Genomic DNA, 20,057 nt, shown 5'->3' with positions numbered 1-20,057 from the left:
GTCATCCTCGGTCAGCACCTCCCTCCGACGCACGCCACCCGCCCGCGCCGCATGGCCTGCCGCTTGCTCCGCTTTCAACTCACTTCATGCCCGGTTCCCATCACGCCCTCCTCACCTTGGCGCTCGCGCTGTCCGTGGGGCTCATCCTCATCGTCGTCTCGCGCCGGCTCAAACTGCCCACCCTCGTTTTTCTGCTGGCGGGCGGCATCCTTTGTGGACCCGAGGGCTGGGGCATCCTGCAACCCGCGGCGCTCGGCGAGTTTCTTCCGGTCATCGTATCCCTCGCCGTCGGCATCATCCTCTTTGAGGGCGGCCTCACGCTCGACATCAAGGGCTACCTCACTGGCTCGACCGTCATCAAGCGCCTGCTCAGCATCGGCGTGATCGTCACCTGGCTCGGCGTCGCCGCCATCGTGAAGCTGTTTTTCCCGGTCGACTGGTCCACCGCCTTGCTCGCCGGCAGTCTCGTCATCGTGACGGGCCCGACCGTCATCGCGCCGCTCCTCAAACGTATCCGCATCCAGCCGCGCCTGCATCACATCCTGCAATGGGAGGGTGTGCTCATCGACGCGATCGGGGTGTTCATCGCCCTGCTCTGTTTCGAGTGGGTGACCGCGCAGAGCGGTGAGGGCGGCGAAGCCTTTGTGAACTTCGGCGTGCGGGCGGTCACCGGCCTCGTCTTTGGCGTGATCGGCGGCTGGGTCATTTATCTCGCGCTGAAATGGCGGCTGGCGCCCGACAACATGTCCAACAGCCTCGCGCTCGCCCTGGCCGTGCTCGTCTTTGGCCTCAGCGAAACCGTCCAGGCCGAGGCCGGTTTGCTTGCGGTGACCGTGGCTGGCCTCGTGGTCGGCTGGCGGCGTCCGGTCGACCTGCGCAAGATCCGCGAGTTCAAGGGCGAGCTCACCGAGCTGCTCATTGGTCTGCTCTTCATGTTGCTCTCGGCCCGCCTCGACCTCGACCGCTTCGTCGAGTTCGGCCACGGTGGCATCCTCGCGCTCTCCGTCATGCTGCTCACGGTGCGGCCGCTTTCGATCGTGTTGTGCACCTGGGGCTCCGGACTCAATTGGCGCGAAAAGGTCTTTCTCGGCTGGGTCGCGCCGCGCGGCATCGTCGCCGCCTCCATGGCTTCGCTCTTCGCGCTCGCGCTTGCCGACCGCGCTTCACCGACCTTTGACCCCAACTTTGTTGAGACCTTCACCTACAGTGTGATCGTCACCACCGTCGTGCTGCAGGGTTTCACGGCGGGGGGGCTCGCCTGGGCCCTGCGCCTCCGTCAACCCGTCCCCAAAGGTTGGATACTGCTGGGCGCGCATGGTCTCGCCCGCCCCATCGCCAGCTTCCTCAGTGAGAGGACGGGCGTGCCCACCGTGCTCATCGATCGCAACCCCCGCAGCTCGGTCGGAAGCAGCCAGCAGGATTTCGCCGTCATCCAGGGCGACGCGCTCGAGCCCGACGTCCTGACTGCCCGCCACGATCTGGTGCAGGCCGGCCAGCTGCTCGCCCTCACCGGCAACTCCGACCTCAACGAACTCGCCTGCCACCGCTGGGCGGAGTTTCTGCCGCGCGACAACCTGTTCCGCTGGAGCGTGGATGGGGCGGCCCGCCAGCAGCACGGCGCCCATGGCACCACGATTTGGACCGCCCTGCCGCGCCCCAGCCTCATCGCCACCGAACTCGAAACCGGCGAGGCCGAGCTCAGTGAGTTCACCGTCAAGGAGCCGGGCCCGCTGCCTGCCGATACCATGCCCCTGCTGCTCGCCCGCGACGGCCAGGTGCGGCCGGTCAATTCGACCAAGCCCGATTTCAGGAAAGGCGACCACCTCCTGCTCCTGCGCCGGTCCGGCAGCTTTCTCGCCTCGGCGCTCGCCGCTGGCGGCTTGGTGGACTTGCCCAACAGCGAGATGCAGCCACCCTACACCAAACTCATCGAGGCACTGCGGAAGAGCTATCCGAAGCTCGACGTCGAGAAACTCACCGCCGACCTCCAACGCCGCTCCGAGTCGTTTCCTTTCGGCATCGGCCACGGCGTCGCCGTCCCGCATGGGTATGCGCCGCAGTTGCCCGGCCGGGTTTGCCTGCTCGGTCGCGATCGCAGCTTCGGCTCCCTCAATTTCCTCGTGCTCAGCCCTCATGCCGATGCCGATGGCCATCTTGCCACCCTCGGCGAAATCGCCCGCCTCTGCTCCATCGCGGAAAAACGGCAGGCCCTCCTCGCCAGCAACGACCTCAGCTCCGTGGTCGCCATTGCCCGCGAATTCGGTCACGGTTGACCCATCGCCATGTCCACGCCCGCCACGACTCGTTTCATCAGCGAAGCCATCAAACCTGTCGCGGCGACGGTGGACACGCGTGCCATGGCGATCGGCGCACCCGGCCTGCCGCAGCAGTTCACCTGGCGCGGCGAGACGCTGGCCATCGCGAGCGTCGATGCCAACTGGCGCGAATCCGGCCCCTGCCGCCATGGCAGCGGCGAGACCTACGCCAAGAAGCATTGGTTCGAGGTGACCACCACCAGCGGTGCCATCGCCAAACTGTATTTCGAGCGGTCCCTCCGCGGCGCCAAGCGCCTGGAACGTTGGTGGCTCTACTCGCTCGCCGAGTAACCCGACAAAACGCCGCAGAAATCGCGGCCGGCTCGGACAACTCCCGGTGCCCGGAACTGACCGCGAAATCTGCGGAGACAGCACGGTCCAACTTCGGCCCCGGGCCGTGCAAACGCCGATTGACCACCGGCGGCCCCGGCCTGACCAACGGCAACCCGGCGTAACCCGCTAAACGGCCGTCGCCTCGATGACCTCGACCTGCCCGTCGCCGGTGGCGCGCCAACGCAAGTTCCAGCCCGCCAGCGTCATCCCGTAGACCCGCGCCGCGTTGTCATCATTCTTCTGATACGCCGGTTGCACATCCAGCGTGAGCACCTGCTTCGCCAACGCCGCCACTTCGGCCGGCAACATCGCGGCCACCTCTTCCGCCAGCAACACCGCAGTCGCGTCGCGCACGGTCGGCTTCGATCCGGCCCAATCGGCCCGCGCATCCGGCTTCGCCTCGCACCACGGCAGATACGGTTTGATGTCGAAGACCGGGGTGCCATCCACGCAATCGATCCCGCCGACACGCAGCGCGCCCGGTTCGATCGCGAGCAATTCCACCAGTGAGAGCCCCAGGCCATTGGGCCGCAACGGCGCGCGCGAAGCGAACACCCCCACGCGCTCATTGCCCCCCAACCGCGGCGGTCGCACCGTGGCTGCGCCGTCCCATGCCGCATTCTTATGGAAACCGGTGATCAGCCACACGTGCGAAAAGGCCTCCAGCCCTCGCACAAATTCCGGTGCCGCAAACGCCGGCAGAAACTCCACCCGCCCCTCCGCCGCCGCGATGATCCCCGACTGCCGCGGCACCCCGAACTTTTCGGCGAAGGGCGTGCGAAGGACGGCGACGGGCGACAGTAAACTCACCCCTCCACCGCACGCGCTCCCCGGCCGCGGTGCAAGCTCCCGCGCGCCGCGATTTCGTCAGGCGGCTTGCGTCGCCGCCTCGCCCCATGCCAACGTGGTCGGCCCCCAATCCCGCCATGCTCCGCCTTCTCCTTACCCTCACCCTGGCGGCCTCGGTGTCGGCTGCCGCCGACCCGAAACCGCCCAACATCGTCATCATCTACACCGACGACCTCGGCTACGGCGACCTGGGGTGTTTCGGCGCCGACGACATCAAGACGCCGGCCATCGATCGCATCGCCCGCGACGGCATCCGGTTCACCGACTTCTACAGCGCCGCCCATGTTTGCACCCCGTCGCGGGCCGCGCTGCTCACCGGCCGTCTGCCCCAACGCATGGGGATTGCCGGCGTGTTTTTCCCCGAGTCCTTCACCGGCATGCCGGTCGAGGAGGTCACCATGGCGCAAATGCTCCGCGCGCGCGGTTACGCCACCGGCATGGTCGGCAAATGGCACCTCGGCCACCACCACCGGTTCCTGCCCCTGCAGCGCGGCTTCGACGAATACTTCGGCATCCCCTACTCCAACGACATGGCGAGCGCCGTGTATTTGGAAGGCAACGACGTCGCCGACTTTGCGCCCGACCAACACTACACCACGCGCACCTATACCGAACGCGCCGTCGACTACATCGAGCGCCACCACGACACGCCCTTTTTCCTCTACCTCGCGCACAACATGCCGCACGTGCCGATCTACGCCTCACCGGAGTTTGAGGGCACGTCGGAACGCGGCCTCTATGGCGATGTGATCCAGGAAATTGATTGGAGCGTCGGCCAGGTGATCGCCGCCCTCGAAGCCCACGACCTGCTCGACAACACCCTCATCGTGTTCACCAGCGACAATGGTCCCTGGCATGTCATGCGCGATCATGGCGGCTCAGCCGGCGACCTGCGCGAGGGCAAGATGTTCACCTTCGACGGCGGCATGCGCGTGCCCACCGTCGCAATGTGGCCGGCCGGCATCCAAGCCGGCCAGGTCTACTCCGACGTCGCCGTCATGACCGACTGGATGATCACCATCGCCGCCCTCACCGGCGCCGAGTTGCCCGCCGACCGCGCTTACGACGGGCAGGACCTGCGCGCGGTCTTTGCCGGCACCGGACCCCGCCCCGGCCAGAACCATTTCCTCTACTACGACGGCCTGCGCCTCGAGGGTTTCCGCGAGGGCGATTGGAAACTCAAGCTGCCCTACGATGGCTTCCGCGGCGCCCGCTGGAAACACCGCGTCGACGCGCACCCCACGTTGCTCATCAACCTCCGCGCAGATCCCGGCGAACAGCACAACCTTGCCGAAGCCATGCCGGAAAAAGTGGAGGCCATGCGCACCGCCATGGAGGCTGCCCACGCCGCGCTCGGCCCCTTCCCGCCCCCGATTCCGATCCGCGGTCCCGCCGACGAGAGTCACTACGAACACCTGCTGGAAAAATACGGCGACCACTTCTGGGAGTTTTGAGAACCAGGAAGGGAACGCTCATCCACGCTGCTTTGCGCCCATCGAGTTAAGCGAAGATCAGCGCCTATTAGCGTTCTCCGCATCCGGGCGGATTCAGGATGAGTCTTGAACGCATACCACGCCCTCACTTGACCCACCATGCGGGGCGCATCCCCTTGGCGGCATGAACCCGCCGACCACCCCACCCCGCAAGACCGCCGCCGACTTCGACCAGGAGCTGCTCGACCTCTACGACTACTACGTCCACGGCCACCTCGACCGGCGCGAGTTCATGGACCGCGCGGCCAAGTTTGCGGTCGGCGGCCTCACCGTCGCCGGCCTCATGGGCCTGCTGAATCCGCAATACGCCCTCGCCGTGCAGGTGCCGCCCGACGACGAGCGCATCCACACCGAGCGCCTCGACTACGATTCACCGGAAGGCCACGGCAAGATGCAGGGCCTGCTCGCCCATCCGGCCAACCCGAGTGGCCCGCTGCCCACCGTGCTGGTGGTCCACGAGAACCGGGGCCTCAATCCCTATGTCGAGGACGTCGTGCGCCGCCTCGCCGTGGCCGGTTTCCTCGCCTTCGGCCCCGACGCCCTGTATCCACTCGGCGGTTACCCCGGCAACGACGACGAAGGCCGCACCATGCAGCGCCAGCTCGACCGCGCTCAGATCGTGGCGGACTTTGCCGCCGCCGCCCGCCTGCTCGACGGGCACGCGCTCGGCAACGGCAAGGTGGGCGTCGTCGGTTTCTGTTTCGGTGGCTACGTGAGCAATACTCTCGCCTGGATGCTGCCCGATGTGATCGACGCCGCCGTGCCCTACTACGGCGGCCAGCCCAGCGCCGAGGAGACCGCGCACATCAAGTGTCCGATGCTCATCCAATACGGTGAACTCGACCAACGCGTGAACGCCGGTTGGCCCGCTTACGAGGAAGCGCTCAAGGCCAACGGGGTCAGCTACACCATGCACATGTATCCGGGCGTGAACCACGGCTTCCACAACGACACCACGCCGCGCTACGACGAGACCGCCGCCGAACTCTCCTGGTCGCGCACCCTCGCCTTCTTCAACGAGCACCTGCGCGGGTAGGCGCGTTCCGAGCGAGAACAGCGCGACCGGCGCGCAGGCGCCGGGTGCGGCCGGGAATCGACCGTCCCTTTTCGGGACCTCGGTCTTTTCTGCATCCGGCCCCCCACGGTTCTACGTAGAAGGGAACATCGCACCCTGTTCCCGCTATGAAAGTCACCGTCCTTTCCCGTCTCCTGCTGCTCGTGGCATCGATCTCACCCGCGCTCCACGCTCAGTCCCCCGCGAGCGACGCGGCGAAGACACACCGGTTCTTTGTGGGCACGGACCTGAAGGTCCAGTGGGAGGACGACATCGTCGACGTCGCCCGATTCGACGGCGCGAAGGTGGCGGTGCGCGACGCCGACGGCCGGTTGGTGCTGTTGCCGCAGACCACAAACCTGCGGTGGGAACGGCGCCCGAAGATCAGTCGTGCTCCGGTGACCATCACCAATCTGGACCACCACCGAATGTATTCCGTGGGGCGGGATCCGGCCACGCATTGGCACAACATCCAGACCACTTTGAACGACCAACAGTCGGTGCGCCAGGACATCACCACGACGCAGTATAACCAACTCGTTTCCGACCCCAATGCCGGCCCCAACACCGAGACCATGAAGCGGCTCTACGGCGTGGATGGGGGACGGTGGGCCGACATGCAGGTTCCGGATCACGGCCAATATGCGCAGGACCTCAGGGGCGGGAAGTTCCAGACAGGCGACCCGCTACTGGGTAACATCGACAACATGGGCAAGGTGAAGGAGGCCGCCCTCGACGTGATGCTCGATACGAATGACCAGGCGCTGAACGTGCCGTCCGGGGACTTCTTCCAAGACCGGATCGCTGACGACAAACGGGACCAGTCCTACGATAGCTTTGAACTCCAGTTCGATGTCTCGTCCCGCGAACCCATCGCCGATGCCTACGCCGTCATCTGGGCGCGGATACTCACGCCGGACGACCCGGAGGGATCCTCGACGGTCTTCCATCAGCGCCTCGGCAAACTGGACGCAAGTCCGCGCCGGATTCGCGTGCGCAAGGCGGGCCTGCCCGCCGGTTTTAAGCTGACCGACATCACCGTGGAGGTCTGCTCACACGGAATCGAGCTGGGCACCAATCTATCCGAGCGCAGCCAATCCCTCACCGCTGGCGAGGCCCGCGGATTCCTGCTGCTCGCTCACTTGGCGGATCACAAGGGTGAAACGATTCCCGCTCAACCCGTGTGGGACCTGGCTCCGGCCGAACTGTGGGCCGCGGCGGACGGACAGGCCTTTGATTACCCGGTCTTCGTGACCCTCGACGAACACGGACAGGTCTTGGGCGTGCATCGCACCGAGAAAGAAGCCCGTGACTCCCTTGCCGCGGTGGATGTGAGCCAACTCCGCACCAAAGCGACCGCCACCACGCTCCCCGCAATGGAGAATCTGATCGCGGCAAATGCGGCGAAATCCGCGGACGAGCTGAGCCAAACGGACAGGCTGCCGAATCAGATCGTATCACTGGTTGGCCGCACCGTCTTCATGCCGGCCTTGGACAACGGAGCCCCCATTCCGAGCTACCTCACGGTGAACCTCGCGGACTTTTTCCGTTAGGATTGGCTGGCGGCCAAGCGCGTCATTCGCGGCACCAACCCAATCGCCAGCACGCCCATCACGGCCGAACCGAGCAACCACAGCACGTGCGTGCCTGCGCCAAGTTCCGGCATCAGGAACCCGATCGCCACGCTGGTGCCGTTGAGGCTGATGTGCGCCAGCACGCCGATGAGCACGCTGCCTCTGCCGCGCAGGTGCAACCACGTGAAGATGAAACTCGAGGCCGTCACCGACGCCAAATACGCGGCGATGTTGAGCAAGGTCACCGGCTGACCGCTGATGCTGGTGCCCGCCGCCGCCCACATGAGCGGCGTGTGCCAGAAGGTCCAGATCGCCCCCAGCACCAGACTGGCCCGCGCCGGACCCATACGCCGCAACAGCGCCGGCAACACCACGCCGCGCCAGCCCAGCTCCTCGCCCAGCGGGCCAAAAATCGAAACGGCCAGAAACATCACCGGCACCCACAGCAAGGCCGGCCAGTGAATGTAGCCCAACTCACCACCCGCCAGCACGAATACGCCCAGCGCCGCCGTCATCACCAGGGGGTTCCACGCCAGCGCCAACAGCACGGTCGACTTCGGCGCGCCGCGCAATCTGTAGCGAGCGAGCAGCGTCTTCAATCCGCTCCAGCCGTCTGTCAGTTGCGCCAGCAACACCGCCGCGATCGTCGGGCCCCAACCACCCAGCAACAAGCGCAGGATCACGTCCGGATCGGACTTGAAGGGGTTGCCCTGAATGCGATCCAGGATCGGCCACCAGCACAGCCAGGAAAAGCCGTAGGCGAGGACAACAAAGGCGAGCAGCGAATGGCGACGAAGGAAGGCAGACACGATGATGGAGTGCGGGATGAAGCAGAACGAAGGGGCGATGGGTTCGCCCGTGGACGCCTACAAGGGCCCCGCAGCGCCCGCCATTGTTGCAAAAAAGTCCACCGGCTTCGTGGCCTCAGGTGCCGCAGAACGTCACGTAAGGTCCGGCTTCCTTTGTCGGCGGCTCGCGAAATTCCGCCGGCACCGCTGCCCGGTCAAAGGGCTGCACGACCACCTTGAGCAAGGTTTCCAAAGGCGCCAGATCGCCGTCACCGGCCGCGTTGAGCGCGGCCTCGACGCGATGGTTGCGCGGGATCACCATCGGGTTGCTGGCCGCACGCAGCTCCGCCGATTCGGTTGCGGACTGCGGCTGGCGAGTCAGCCGCTCGCGCCAACGCTGCCACCAAGAAGCCAAGGTCTCGTCGGGCACAGGCGCATCCGGATCGAGTTCGGCAAAGGTGTGGGTGAAGTCCGCCTTGGTCTCGTGCATCCACTTCAACAGATCCTGCGCGAGCGCCTCGTCGTCTCCCTCCTCATTGAACAATCCCAACTTCTCCCGCATGCGCGCCAACCATTGCTGGTCGTAGCTCGGCCCGTAGGTGTTGAGCACCTCCGTCGCGAGGGCGACCGCAGCCTTCTCCTCCGGATGGATCACCGGCAGCAGCGTCTCGGCAAATCGCGTGAGGTTCCACAGCCCGATGCTGGGCTGGTTGCCGTAGGCGTAACGCCCGTGGCGATCGATGGAGGAGAACACCGTCGCCGGATCATAGGTGTCGAGAAAGGCGCACGGCCCGTAGTCGATGGTCTCGCCGGAAAGCGCCATGTTGTCGGTGTTCATCACCCCATGCACAAAACCCACGCTCATCCACTGCGCGATGAGCGCGGCCTGCCGCTCCACCACCACGCGCAACAGCGCCAGCGCATTGTCCGCCGGCAACGCGCCCCGCAGCTCCGGGTAGTGCCGCCGCAGGGTAAAATCGATCAGCGCCTCGGTGAGCGCCGGATCCCGCTGCGCCGCGACGAACTCAAAGGTCCCCACCCGCACATGACTCGCCGCCACCCGCGTGAGCACCGCCCCGGGTAACGCGCCCGCCTCGCGCCAAATCTCCTCACCGGTCGTCACCACCGCCAGACTGCGCGTGGTGGGAATGCCGAGGGCGTGCATCGCCTCGCTGATGACATACTCCCGCAACATCGGCTCCAGCGCCGCCCGACCGTCTCCACGCCGTGAATACGGGGTCGGTCCGGAGCCCTTGAGTTGGATGTCCACCAACTCACCGGCGGGCGTGCGGTGTTCGCCGAGCAACACCGCCCGCCCGTCGCCCAGCATGACCGGGTGGCCAAACTGATGCCCGGCGTAGGCCTGGGCCAAAGGTTCCGCGCCCGCCGGCACGGTGTTGCCGGCGAAGACCCCCAGTCCCTTGCCGTCGACCAGACCCTCGACGCGCAAACCGAGCGTCGTGGCCAACGCCTCGTTCAACACCACCATGCGCGGCGCCCTCACGGGCGTCGGTTCCACGCGGGTAAACAAGCGCTCCGGCAGCGCGGCATAGGTGCACGCCCATCGCCAGCCAATCAACGGTGGTTCAGAAGGCGGCGAAGCGTTGGGATCGGGCATGCCCACAAACTCGGCGCGGTCACCGTCCTTGTCCAGTGGGGGGCGCGATTGCCGGTGGTTCACCCCCGCCCGCGGCGCGCAGTTCCGCCACGCGCAAACGAATGTAGCTCGCCTGACACCGGACGACATCACCACCACACTCGGCCTGCGCTCGCGCCCACAAACCCGGCTGCAACTGCCCGGCCTCCATCTCGATCGCAACCTGCGCGTAGCGACCTCGGTCGCGTTCACCCAGCCGGACCGGATTGGCCGCCAGCGCCGCCGCCACCAGCGAGCCGCGACTGCGATAGTAGAGCGCGAGGCCGCCCTGATAGAGCACGGTGACCACGATCACCACACTGTAGAACCCATAGAACGTGAGCCGAACCAGCGGCAGCAACTCCGCCGGATCCATGCCCGCCTCGCGCAAGGCGGTCGCCATTTCCGGTGTCAGATTCCCCATGGCGGTGTCGGCGTCGAAACTCGCGAGCCGCGACACGGCGTAGACCAAAATCACGCCCAGCAAAAACACCTGCGAACGCACCAGCCAGCGCATGCCCTCGGCATCACGCCGACTCAAACGCCGCTGCCCGTGCACCTCCATCAGTCCGCAAACCGTGGCCAACAACCCGACTCCCTGCCCCACCAAATCACCCAGCATCATCGCCACCAGCATCGCCAGTCCGGCGACGATCGTGACGCTCCAGCCATTGAGCCGCGAAAAGCGCCGCACCTTGCGCAGGGCGTGCTCGGGTGAAGGCGGTTTGGCGCGGGACTGCGTCATCGTTGCTCTCGATGTTTCGGTTCGAATTCGGCCGCGAGCCGTCCGAGTTCGCCGCGTGCTTCGTCCGAAATCGGATAATCGAGGTCCGACAAGATTTCCCGAACCAGGTAATACTCCTCCTCGTTGCGCACCCGGCCGCGCTGGACGATCTTCTCGTGCTTGCGGCGGAGCATGGCCAGCAGCAGCTCCAGCTGGGGCAGCCCTGCCGCGGCCAGTCGACGTTGCACGGCCAAGCGTTGCGCCGCCTCAAAGTGCGACGCCATCGAGAGCGTGTCGTTCAACGCCATCTTAAAGCCGGATTTGTTGCCGCCCTTGCGGCCACTTTGCTGCGCCATCTCCACCAACCAGACCTGCCGGTGCTGGGCCTCCTCTTCCTCAATCTTCCGGCGATCGATCCGATCCACGACCTGCTGGTTGAACTGCCGCACGTGTGGATTCATCGCCGCGATCTCGGCCGCGGTCTTTTCCGTCTCAGCCCGCACGACCGCGAGGTGGGCCTCTTGCTCCTCCACTGAGAGCTCCCACCATGGCCGGGGCGTCGTTCCCTCCCACGCCGCGCAGGACAGGCCCCGTTGGATGGCAAAGCAGGCCAGCCGCATCTGCTCGACGGAAAGATTCATCAGAATCGCAGCATGGCCGGCGCGGATCACCCGGCGAAGTCAAACTTCACCTCGCCGCCCACAATCTTGAGCTTCGCGTCGAAGCTCTTGCCGGCCTTCGACGTGAATCCGGTCAGCGTCTCCGTCTCGCCGCTCGCAAGCAACTGCTGCGCGATCTCCGGGGTGATCTCCTTTTGCGCGATGGTTTTCCAAACCACGAAGCGGCAGCCGTTCTTCCAGTTGCTGCAGCCCCACGCTTTCTTGCCTTCCACGATGTCACCCGCGCACACGGGGCATTGGCCAAAGGCCGTCGTCGCCGCGTCGCTCTTGGTGACTTCGGCGAGGTCGTAGGCGGGCTCGCCCTTCTTGTTGAAACGCAGGGTGGCAAACTTTGCCTTGCCGTTCACCACGAGGCGATGCGGCGTCAGGCTCTTGCCGTGGATGAGGATCTCGCGCGCCAACACCGGCGGGATCTCCAGCTCCCACAAGGTGCCCGGCAACACGAACTCACAGCCTTCGCGCCAGCGCGTGCAGCCGTAGCCCGTGCGCCCGCGCATGACCGGCGCCGCACAACGCGGACACGGGCCGAGGTTCTTCAAGTCGATCGTCGCCTCGGCCTTGTTGGCCAGGATCTCGCGCGTGTAGTCGCACACCTCGCGCATGAAGGTCGCCGCATCGTAAGCGCCGCGCTCGATCTGCTTGAGGCGGTATTCCCACTCGCCGGTGAGCTCGGGTGACTTGAGCCGGTCGTCCTGCACCAACGAAATGAGCGCGCGGCCCGACTGCGTGCTGATGAGCGCCTTGCGTTTGCGCTCCACGTAACCGCGCGAGATGAGCACTTCGATAATCGATGCGCGCGTCGCCGGCGTGCCGACGCCTTTTTCCTTCAAGGCTTCCTTCAGGGTTTCGTCGGTCACGATCTTGCCCGCGGTCTCCATCAGCGCGAGCAGGCTGGCTTCGTTGAACCGTTTCGGCGCCGAGGTCTTGCCCGTGCTGAGCGCCGGTTCATGTGGATTCGATTCACCTTCGGCAAAATCGGGCAGCACCTGTTTGCTGTCCTCCTCATCGTCACCGTCACCGGTCCCGGACTTCTTCTTGCCCTTACCCTTCTTCGGCTCGTCGTCATCTCCGTCGCCCAGGTCCGGCGCGTTGGCGTAGAGCACCTCCCAGCCCGGATCGACGATGACCGTGCCGCGCGCGCGAAACGCTTCCTCGGCCGCCACCGCGTCGACCGTGGTGACAGCGCGCACGGCCGACGGATAAAACACCGCGATGAGCCGCGTGACCACCGCGTCGTAGAGCAGGGCCTCGTCCCCACTCAGCCGGTCGCCCAGCACCGTCGTCGGAATGATGGCGTGGTGATCGGCCACCTTGCTGTCGTCGACGATGCGCTTGGTGAAGTTGAGCGCTGCCGTATCCAGTTTCTGGATCTCGTCCGGCTTCAGTGCCCGCAAACGCTCCAGCAGTGGCGCGATCGTCGGCTGCAGATCCGCCGTGAGGTAACAACTGTCGGTGCGCGGATAAGTCAGGTGCTTCGACTCATAAAGGCTCTGCGCGAGCTTGAGGGTGTGATCGGCCGTGAAGCCGTGACGCTTGTTCATCTCCCGCTGCAGGCTGGTGAGATCAAAGAGCAGCGGCGGATGCGCCAGCGCGTTCTTCTTGGCCACGCCGGTGATCACGAGCTCCTGCCCCGTGATCTTTTCGATGATCGCCTGCGCCTTGGCCTCGGCGTCGAACTTGCCGCCGGTGTGCTTGAAGGTCGCCCCGCGACTGACGGTCTTCACTTCCCAAAACGTTTCCGGCATGAAGCGTTCGACCTCGAGGTCGCGCCCCACGATGAGCGCCAGAATCGGCGTCTGCACCCGACCGAGGCTCAGCAACAGGTTGCGCTTGCCGTATTCGATGGTGAAGAAGCGGGTGGCGTTCATGCCGACGATCCAGTCGGCCTCGCTGCGGCAGCGCGCCGCCGCGTAGAGCGGGTCGTAGGCGGTGGCCGGCTTGAGTTCGGCGAAGCCTTTGGAGATCGCTTCGTCGGTAAGAGAACTGATCCACAGGCGCTGCGCCGGTTTCTCCGTGCAGCCCGTCCAGGTGAGAATGTAGCGAAAGATCAACTCGCCCTCCCGCCCGGCGTCGGTCGCGCAGATGATCTCCTCCGCCTCTTCAAAGAAGCGCTTGATGGTCGCCAGCTGCTCCGCCGCCGAGCCATCGGAGCGCGGCCGCAGCTTGAACTCCTCCGGGATGATCGGCAGCGCGGAGAGCCGCCATGGTTTCCAATCGAGGGTGTAGTCCTCCGGTTCGCAGAGCTCGATGAGATGTCCGAAGGCCCAGGTCACCACCCAGCCGTTGCCTTCCAAAAAACCATGGCCGCGCGTGGTCGCACCGAGGTGCTTGGCGAGGTCGCGCGCGACGGAGGGTTTTTCGGCAATGACGACTTTCATCTACGGGGCAAAAGACGGAGCCGCACCCCCGCCATCGGGTCAACCGTCCATCCACCCCCACACCGCAATCCCGCCAAACGCCTCGCTCGCAATGTTCGTAATACGAACATTGCGTTCCAAGCGATTCATGGAAGCCGATTTAGGTGCTCATCGCGTTCGCCAGGTCCACACCTGCGTGACGTGGCCGTCGTCGTTGGGGCGGGTGTGATCCAAGCGGAAGCCGGCCTTGGCGAGGACGCGTTGTGAGGCGGAATGCTCCGCGTCGACGGTGCTGATCACATGCGCCAGATTCAGTTCGTCACGGGCGTAGTTCATCATGCCGCGGGCCAGCTCGGTGGCGTAACCCCGGCCCCAATACGCGCGGAGCAGGGTGTATTTCAACTCCGGCTCCGGTTGACCACCCGGATGCACCAACCCGATGAACCCCGTCACCTCGTCGGTGGCGACAAGCTCGGCCACGCTCATGCCGTAGCCGTGGGTGCGGTAGCGTTCCAAGATCACCCCGACCCAGCGCTCACAGTCGGCGCGGGAAATCGGCAGCCCGTCGTCCACAAAGCGCATCGCCTCCGGGTCGCGGTAGGCCGCAAACATGACCTCGAAGTCGGCCGGGGTCAGCCGCCGCACCCGCAGGCGCGGGGTGGTGAAAATCAAATCAACGGGTCCCTTCGTCATTTTCGGAGAGAGCAGTCACCGGACAACAAGCGCGACGAATTTCATTTCAATGTGGCGCGTTCTGGGTCGATTTCCCGCAAGACGTTTGATGCACCCGCCCTTGCCAGCCAGCCGCTCCTCGCTGTCGCCCGAGGTCGCGACGGAGAGACCGCCGCCGCTTCCACCGGCACGCGGGCGCGACTTGTGGAAGCATCGCGTCCACAACAGCTGGCATTGTCTCCTGGCCCGGATCAGCACACGGCCTCGCGCCCACGTTCTTTTGCTGGGCTGGACCGGAATCGAAACCGCCATTCTGCGCAGCGCCCGTCATTGCTCCTATCGCTTCACCCACCAAGCCGAACCGACAACTGCCGGTCTGGAGGAAAGTGACGTGGTCGTGCCGCTCTCATTGGAGGCCATGGAGAGTCTCCGCCGATATCCCGCGGCATGCGCCCGCAACCCGCTCCCCCTGCCCGCCGCCACCGCGGTGGCACTCTGCGACGACAAGGGCCGCTTCGACGAACGGATGCGGGAGGCGGGCCTGTCTCAGTTCGTTCCCGAAGAACCGCGCCTCGGCGCTTACCCCTACATCCTCAAACGACGCCACGACAGCGATGCCCGCCATGCTTTTCGCATCGCCTCGTATGCCGATGAAATGCGTTTCGCCACCCAACTTCGTTCGCCCGACTACCATCGACAGGCATGGATCGAGGGTTCGCGGGAATATGCCGCCCATGTGCTCTACTACGGCGGCCGTATCCGCCACATGGTGACGGTCGCCTATGACATGCAGCGGGACGCGGCGATCCGGGGCCAACACGCGATCACGAGCCGCGCGCTGACCGCGAACCGTTTCGGAACCGTGTTCGGCCGCATGCTGGACGCGGCGGGCTACGAGGGGCTGTGCTGCGTGAACTACAAGGTCCGCGACGGGATTCCGATCGTGATGGAGATCAATCCGCGGATGGGAGTCAGTGCGACGGCCTACCTGTTTTCCTTTGTCCGGCACTTCGACTGGCGCCGCCACCCTGCGCGTTGACCCGAAGATCGCCCCCGGAGCGATCTCACAACTCGCTCAGCGACTCGAAGGCGTGTTGATCGGCCTGCGCTTGGGCGCGCCAGAGTTTGGCGTAGGCGCCGTCCTGCGCGATGAGCTCGTCGTGGGTGCCTTTTTCCAGGATGCGGCCGTGGGCCAGCACCACGATCTGGTCGGCGCGGCGCACGGTGCTCAGGCGGTGAGCGATCACGAGGGTCGTGCGCTCCTGCACCAGCGTGGCGAGCGCCTGCTGGATCGCGGCTTCGGTCACAGTGTCGACACTCGCCGTCGCCTCATCCAGCACGACCAAAGGCGGGTTGCGCAGGATAACACGGGCAATGGTGAGGCGTTGCTTTTCGCCCTGCGAGAGCCGCACGCCGCGCTCACCGATTTCGGTCTCAATGCCGTCGGGCAGCTTGCTCACAAACTCCCAAGCAGCAGCAGCCTTGAGGGCGGCCTCCACCTCTGGGTCGGCCGCCTCAGGCCGGGCCAGGCGCAGGTTGTCGGCGACCGTGCCGTTGAAAAGAAAAGGTTCCTGCGCCACCAGACCGACGTGCTGGCGCAGCCCGCCGAGGTCGAGCTGACGCACGTCGACGCCGCCGAGCGAAACCGCCCCCGCCGTCACGTCGTAATAGCGCAACAACAGGTTCGCGATGGTGGTCTTGCCCGCGCCGGTGTGACCGACCAGGGCCGTCACTTTGCCTGCCGGCAAGGTGAGCGAAAAGTCCTTCAGGATCGGCGGCCGCTCCGGGTAACCGTAGCTCACGTTTTCATAGCGCACCTCCGGCACCCCGTGGGGAAATGCGGTCGGCTCGGGCGGCGACTCGATTTCCAGCGGATGATCCAGGATCTCGAACACGCGGTCGCTCGAGGCACGGGCGGCGGCGAGCATCTGGTTGAGCTGATTCAGCCGACTCACCGGTTCGTAAACCAGGCTGCAGTAAGCGAAGAAGCTAATGAAATCACCGAGGCTGAAGTCGCCGCCGGTCGCGTTGCTGCGCATGAGCAGCGCGCCGCCCACCCCCATCACCGCCACGGCGCCGAGGCTGCTCAGGAAGTTCGTGCCCGGCCCATGCAGCGACCAGCGAAACATGGCCTTGAGCGTGGTGTCGCGCAGGGTGTGCGAAGCATCGCGAAACCGGCCACGCTCACGCTCGCCCAGCGCGAAGGAACTGATGAGGCGGTGTCCCGAGATGTTCTCCATCAACAGACCGTTGAGCGCACCTGCCGCTTCCCGCGTGTCCTTCCACAGCACGCGGCCCGCCTTGAAGTGCATGCGCCCCAACCACACCACCAGCGGCAGCGGGGCGAGCACCAGCGCGGCCAGCAGGGGCTGTTGCAGGAACAGGATACCCGCGATCCCCAGCAGGGTCATCATCGCCACGATGCCCTGCTCCGTGCCGTCGAGCAGCGCCCGTTCGACGTTCTGCACATCCTCGATCACGCGGGACGCGATCTCGCCGGTCTGGCGCTTGTCGTAATACCCCACCGGCAGATCGAGCAGCCGCGAGTGCAGGTCGCCGCGCAGATCAACCAGCACCTTTTGCTCCAGCGTATTGTTGACGCGAATACGCAGCGAGTTGAAGGCGTCGCGCAGGAAGTAGCAGCCGGTGAGCGCACCCACGCCCCACAGCAGCAGGTCGCGGCGATTGGTCGCGATCACGTCGTCGACGATCCATTTGATGACCTGCGGGATCGACACGAGGAAGAGCGTGCTGCCCACCGCCAGCGCGATCGTGAGCACAAAGAGGCTCCGGTAGCGCAAGAGGTATCCGGCAACCCGGCGAAAAGGATTAGGCGTCCGTTTCAAGCCCACCACCGTGCTCCCGGTCCAACCCCCAAGCAACTCTCCACGTTTCGCATGCGGTAAATACCCTATTATCAGCCATTTGCTTGAACAATGCCTCCTTGGGGGTGATCTGAGCTTTTGTTGTCGATGTCCCCCTTCGCCGTTTCGTGAAGCTCTCCGCCGCAAAGTCCTACGGTTTGTTTGGCGCCCTCTTCGGGCTCGGCTTTCCGGTCGTCGGCTCCCTGCTGCAGTGCCACCTGCAATTTCAGCGGATTGATCTGGCCGGCATCCTCGTGGTGCAGACGGGCAATCCGCTGATCTGGATCATCGATACAGCGCCGCTTTTCCTGGGGCTTTTCGCGTATTTCGCCGGCCGCCGCCAGGACCAGATCACCGCCATCAACCTTCGTTTGGAGGAAGATATCCGCACGCAAACCGAAGACCTGCTCACCGCCAACGCCGCCCTGCGCCACGAGGTCGAGGTGCGGGCCGCCCGCGAAGGGGAACTCGTCGAAGCCTACGAACAAGCCTCCGCGGGCACGCGGGCCAAAGACAAATTCGTTTCCAGCATCAGCCACGAACTGCGCACCCCCCTCAATGGCATCATCGGCATGACCGACGAGTTGTTGCACAGCAACCTCACGCCCGCCCAGCGCGAGCTGCTGTCCATTCTGCGCTACTCGGCGAACAACCTGCTCGTCATCATCAACGACGTGCTCGACCTGGCCAAGGCCGCCGCAAACAAACTCGAGCTGCAGCTCCAGGACTTCTCCCCGCAGGAGCTCCTGCAATCGGTGCAGGCCGCCGTTCGCACCAAGGTCGCCGCGAAAAACATCAGCTTCAAAACGATTCTGGTCGATCCACTGCCGGAGGTTTTGCGCGGCGATCCCGTGCGGCTCTACCAGATCCTGCTCAACCTGATCGGCAACGCCGTGAAGTTCACCGACGAGGGCGGCGTCATCCTCGAAATTCGCACCCCGGAACGCACGGCCCAAACCTGCACCCTCGCCGTGTCGATCAACGACACCGGCATCGGCATCTCCCCCGAGCACCAACAACGGATTTTCGAAGACTTCACGCAGGCCCACGCCGACATCGCCGGCAAATATGGCGGCACCGGTCTCGGCCTCGCCATCACCCGCAAACTCGTCGAGTTGCACGGCGGCACCCTCGATTTCAGCAGCAGCACCGGGCACGGCACCAGTTTCCGCTTCGCCATCACCCTGCCGGTCGGCACCGCCCTCCCGACCACCGATTCCGCCGATCCGCACGGTTTGAACTCCCCTCCGCCGGTCAGCACCGGTTCCGCTTCGTCCGGCACCGGCGACAAGGATCAGATGCAAGTCGACATGCGGGTGCTGCTGGTCGAGGACCACCCCGTCAATCAGGTCGTCGCCACCGCCTTCCTCAAACGCTACGGCCTGCCCTTCGACTTGGCGGAAAACGGCCGCCAAGCGGTCGAGATGGCCGAGGCCCGACCCTACGATTTTATCCTCATGGACATCCATCTGCCGGAGATGGACGGCCTGGAAGCGACGCGGCGCATTCGGTCTTCGCGCGTCGAACACACCCGCCGAACCCGCATCATCGCCCTCACCGCCTCGGCCCTGGAGGAGGAAGCACAAGCCTGCCTCGACGCCGGGATGGACGCCTTCATCGCGAAACCCTTCAAACCGAAGGACCTTTACCGCACCATCGTGGAGGTCATGCGCAAACCGCCCGCCGCCACCGCCGCGGGTGAATGACGCACCACGGGGAGCCGCCCCGCCAACCGTGAAACCCAAGTCCTGCTGACATAGGGCTGACACGGCAGTCTGGCAGAGTGCGCCCTGCCCAATGACGGGCATCAATATCAACCCATCATTCCCTCCCTCCCCATGAGTCAGATCAACGCTATCAACTGGTTCGACATCTACGTCGCCGACTTCGACCGCGCCCGCGCCTTCTACACCGCCATCCTCGGCCAGGAACTCGAACTCAGTTCGATGGAAGGCTCCCAGATGGCCATCCTGCCCTGCGACCCGCAATCGGGGGTCGGCGGCGCCCTCACCAAGATGGAAGGCTGCGCTCCCGGTCCCGGCGGCACCCTCGTCTACCTCAACGTCGACGGCCAGCTCGACGCGGTCATCGAGCGCATCCCTGCCGCCGGCGGACAGATCGTGCGCCCCAAGTTCCCCATCCCCCCGCACGGCTACATTGCCATCTTCAGCGACACCGAGGGCAACCTCGTGGGCCTGCACAGCATGAGCTGAGCGGCGGACGACCACTCCACTGCCGCGGCGGCGCACGTTTAGACGTTACGTGCGCCGCTTTTTTGTGCCCACTGCCCGGCTGCCATGAGTGATGACACCGCCTCCACGCCTCCCGCCTGTCCCGTTTGCACCGTCGACGACGTGCTTCCGCACGCCGACCATTGGGAATGTGTCACCTGCGGCCACGAATGGCCGCGGGAGGCCCCCGCCCCCGCCGCCCGCGTGTGGCGCGACGCCAACGGCACCGAGCTGCACGACGGCGACGACGTCATCCTCATCAAAGACCTCAAACTCCGCGGCTCCAGTCAGGTCCTCAAAGGCGGCGCCAAAGGCAAAAACATCCGCCTCGTCGACGCCGACCACGACATTGATTGCAAGGTCGACGGCATCGCCATGGCCCTGAAGTCCTGCTTCGTCAAAAAGGCCTGAGGCCGCCGCACTGTCGCGGCCCTCGGTCTGCGCCACTGTGCTGCTCGCGCGCCCGCCGCGTCTTGGCGGCCGGCAC

Annotated in this window: 17 protein-coding genes; 9 read left to right on the top strand and 8 right to left on the bottom strand. The window is 65.3% G+C overall.

The features are described 5' to 3' along the window. The first annotated feature begins 86 nt into the window (after positions 1-86). Positions 87-2,273 carry a cation:proton antiporter domain-containing protein gene (locus tag AC0MRV_RS00630; protein WP_472762475.1) on the top strand — a complete coding sequence of 729 codons (2,187 nt, stop codon included), beginning with the start codon at positions 87-89 and terminating at the stop codon, positions 2,271-2,273. 9 nt (positions 2,274-2,282) lie between these two features. Continuing rightward, entirely contained in the window at positions 2,283-2,606 is a 324-nt protein-coding gene (locus AC0MRV_RS00625) for a DUF6504 family protein (protein ID WP_472762474.1), read from the top strand. A gap of 168 nt (positions 2,607-2,774) precedes the next feature. Here AC0MRV_RS00625 and tsaA read toward each other — a convergent pair whose 3' ends face one another. Further along, positions 2,775-3,458 (bottom strand): tRNA (N6-threonylcarbamoyladenosine(37)-N6)-methyltransferase TrmO, encoded by a 684-nt coding sequence (gene tsaA, locus AC0MRV_RS00620; protein ID WP_472762473.1) that lies wholly within the window; start codon positions 3,456-3,458, stop codon positions 2,775-2,777. A 116-nt stretch (positions 3,459-3,574) separates the two neighbouring features. Between tsaA and AC0MRV_RS00615 the strand changes: the two genes are divergently transcribed. The 3 genes from AC0MRV_RS00615 to AC0MRV_RS00605 all read left to right on the top strand — a co-directional run bounded on the left by AC0MRV_RS00615 (position 3,575) and on the right by AC0MRV_RS00605 (position 7,597). Then, positions 3,575-4,951, top strand: a complete 1,377-nt coding sequence (locus AC0MRV_RS00615; RefSeq protein ID WP_472762472.1) for a sulfatase family protein — start codon at positions 3,575-3,577, stop codon at positions 4,949-4,951. 163 nt (positions 4,952-5,114) lie between these two features. Further along, positions 5,115-6,026, top strand: coding sequence for a dienelactone hydrolase family protein (locus AC0MRV_RS00610; RefSeq protein WP_472762471.1), 912 nt, complete (start codon positions 5,115-5,117; stop codon positions 6,024-6,026). Positions 6,027-6,172: 146 nt separating this feature from the next. Next, entirely contained in the window at positions 6,173-7,597 is a 1,425-nt protein-coding gene (locus AC0MRV_RS00605) for a hypothetical protein (protein WP_472762470.1), read from the top strand. Here the strand turns inward: AC0MRV_RS00605 and AC0MRV_RS00600 are convergent. The 6 genes from AC0MRV_RS00600 to AC0MRV_RS00575 all read right to left on the bottom strand — a co-directional run bounded on the left by AC0MRV_RS00600 (position 7,594) and on the right by AC0MRV_RS00575 (position 14,496). Then, positions 7,594-8,427 carry a lysostaphin resistance A-like protein gene (locus AC0MRV_RS00600; protein ID WP_472762469.1) on the bottom strand — a complete coding sequence of 278 codons (834 nt, stop codon included), beginning with the start codon at positions 8,425-8,427 and terminating at the stop codon, positions 7,594-7,596. The genes AC0MRV_RS00605 and AC0MRV_RS00600 overlap by 4 nt on opposite strands. Positions 8,428-8,542: 115 nt before the next feature. After that, a complete protein-coding gene (locus AC0MRV_RS00595; RefSeq protein ID WP_472762468.1) occupies positions 8,543-10,024 on the bottom strand; it encodes a protein adenylyltransferase SelO in 1,482 nt (493 codons plus the stop codon). A 19-nt stretch (positions 10,025-10,043) separates the two neighbouring features. Beyond that, positions 10,044-10,787, bottom strand: coding sequence for a hypothetical protein (locus AC0MRV_RS00590; RefSeq protein ID WP_472762467.1), 744 nt, complete (start codon positions 10,785-10,787; stop codon positions 10,044-10,046). Beyond that, entirely contained in the window at positions 10,784-11,407 is a 624-nt protein-coding gene (locus AC0MRV_RS00585; protein WP_472762466.1) for a hypothetical protein, read from the bottom strand. The genes AC0MRV_RS00590 and AC0MRV_RS00585 overlap by 4 nt, the downstream gene beginning before the upstream one ends. 26 nt (positions 11,408-11,433) lie before the next feature. After that, positions 11,434-13,824 carry a type IA DNA topoisomerase gene (locus AC0MRV_RS00580; RefSeq protein ID WP_472762465.1) on the bottom strand — a complete coding sequence of 797 codons (2,391 nt, stop codon included), beginning with the start codon at positions 13,822-13,824 and terminating at the stop codon, positions 11,434-11,436. A 147-nt stretch (positions 13,825-13,971) separates the two neighbouring features. Continuing rightward, a complete protein-coding gene (locus tag AC0MRV_RS00575; RefSeq protein ID WP_472762464.1) occupies positions 13,972-14,496 on the bottom strand; it encodes a GNAT family N-acetyltransferase in 525 nt (174 codons plus the stop codon). 259 nt (positions 14,497-14,755) lie between these two features. On the opposite strand from AC0MRV_RS00575, the gene AC0MRV_RS00570 reads away from it, so the two are divergent. After that, on the top strand, positions 14,756-15,514 hold the full coding sequence (locus AC0MRV_RS00570) for an ATP-grasp domain-containing protein (RefSeq protein WP_472762463.1): 759 nt from the start codon (positions 14,756-14,758) through the stop codon (positions 15,512-15,514). Positions 15,515-15,539: 25 nt separating this feature from the next. Here AC0MRV_RS00570 and AC0MRV_RS00565 read toward each other — a convergent pair whose 3' ends face one another. Continuing rightward, on the bottom strand, positions 15,540-17,276 hold the full coding sequence (locus AC0MRV_RS00565) for an ABC transporter ATP-binding protein (RefSeq protein WP_472762462.1): 1,737 nt from the start codon (positions 17,274-17,276) through the stop codon (positions 15,540-15,542). A 191-nt stretch (positions 17,277-17,467) separates the two neighbouring features. On the opposite strand from AC0MRV_RS00565, the gene AC0MRV_RS00560 reads away from it, so the two are divergent. The 3 genes from AC0MRV_RS00560 to AC0MRV_RS00550 all read left to right on the top strand — a co-directional run bounded on the left by AC0MRV_RS00560 (position 17,468) and on the right by AC0MRV_RS00550 (position 19,981). After that, a complete protein-coding gene (locus AC0MRV_RS00560; RefSeq protein WP_472762461.1) occupies positions 17,468-19,045 on the top strand; it encodes an ATP-binding protein in 1,578 nt (525 codons plus the stop codon). Positions 19,046-19,177: 132 nt separating this feature from the next. Beyond that, entirely contained in the window at positions 19,178-19,552 is a 375-nt protein-coding gene (locus AC0MRV_RS00555; RefSeq protein ID WP_472762460.1) for a VOC family protein, read from the top strand. Positions 19,553-19,636: 84 nt separating this feature from the next. Next, on the top strand, positions 19,637-19,981 hold the full coding sequence (locus AC0MRV_RS00550; protein ID WP_472762459.1) for a zinc ribbon domain-containing protein YjdM: 345 nt from the start codon (positions 19,637-19,639) through the stop codon (positions 19,979-19,981). The last annotated feature ends 76 nt before the right edge of the window (positions 19,982-20,057 follow it).

It is taken from the genome of Actomonas spartinae (assembly GCF_051209155.1).
Taxonomy (GTDB): domain Bacteria; phylum Verrucomicrobiota; class Verrucomicrobiia; order Opitutales; family Opitutaceae; genus Actomonas.
The sequence above is the reverse complement of the archived record's forward strand: the minus strand, read 5'-3'. Positions and strand labels throughout refer to the sequence as shown.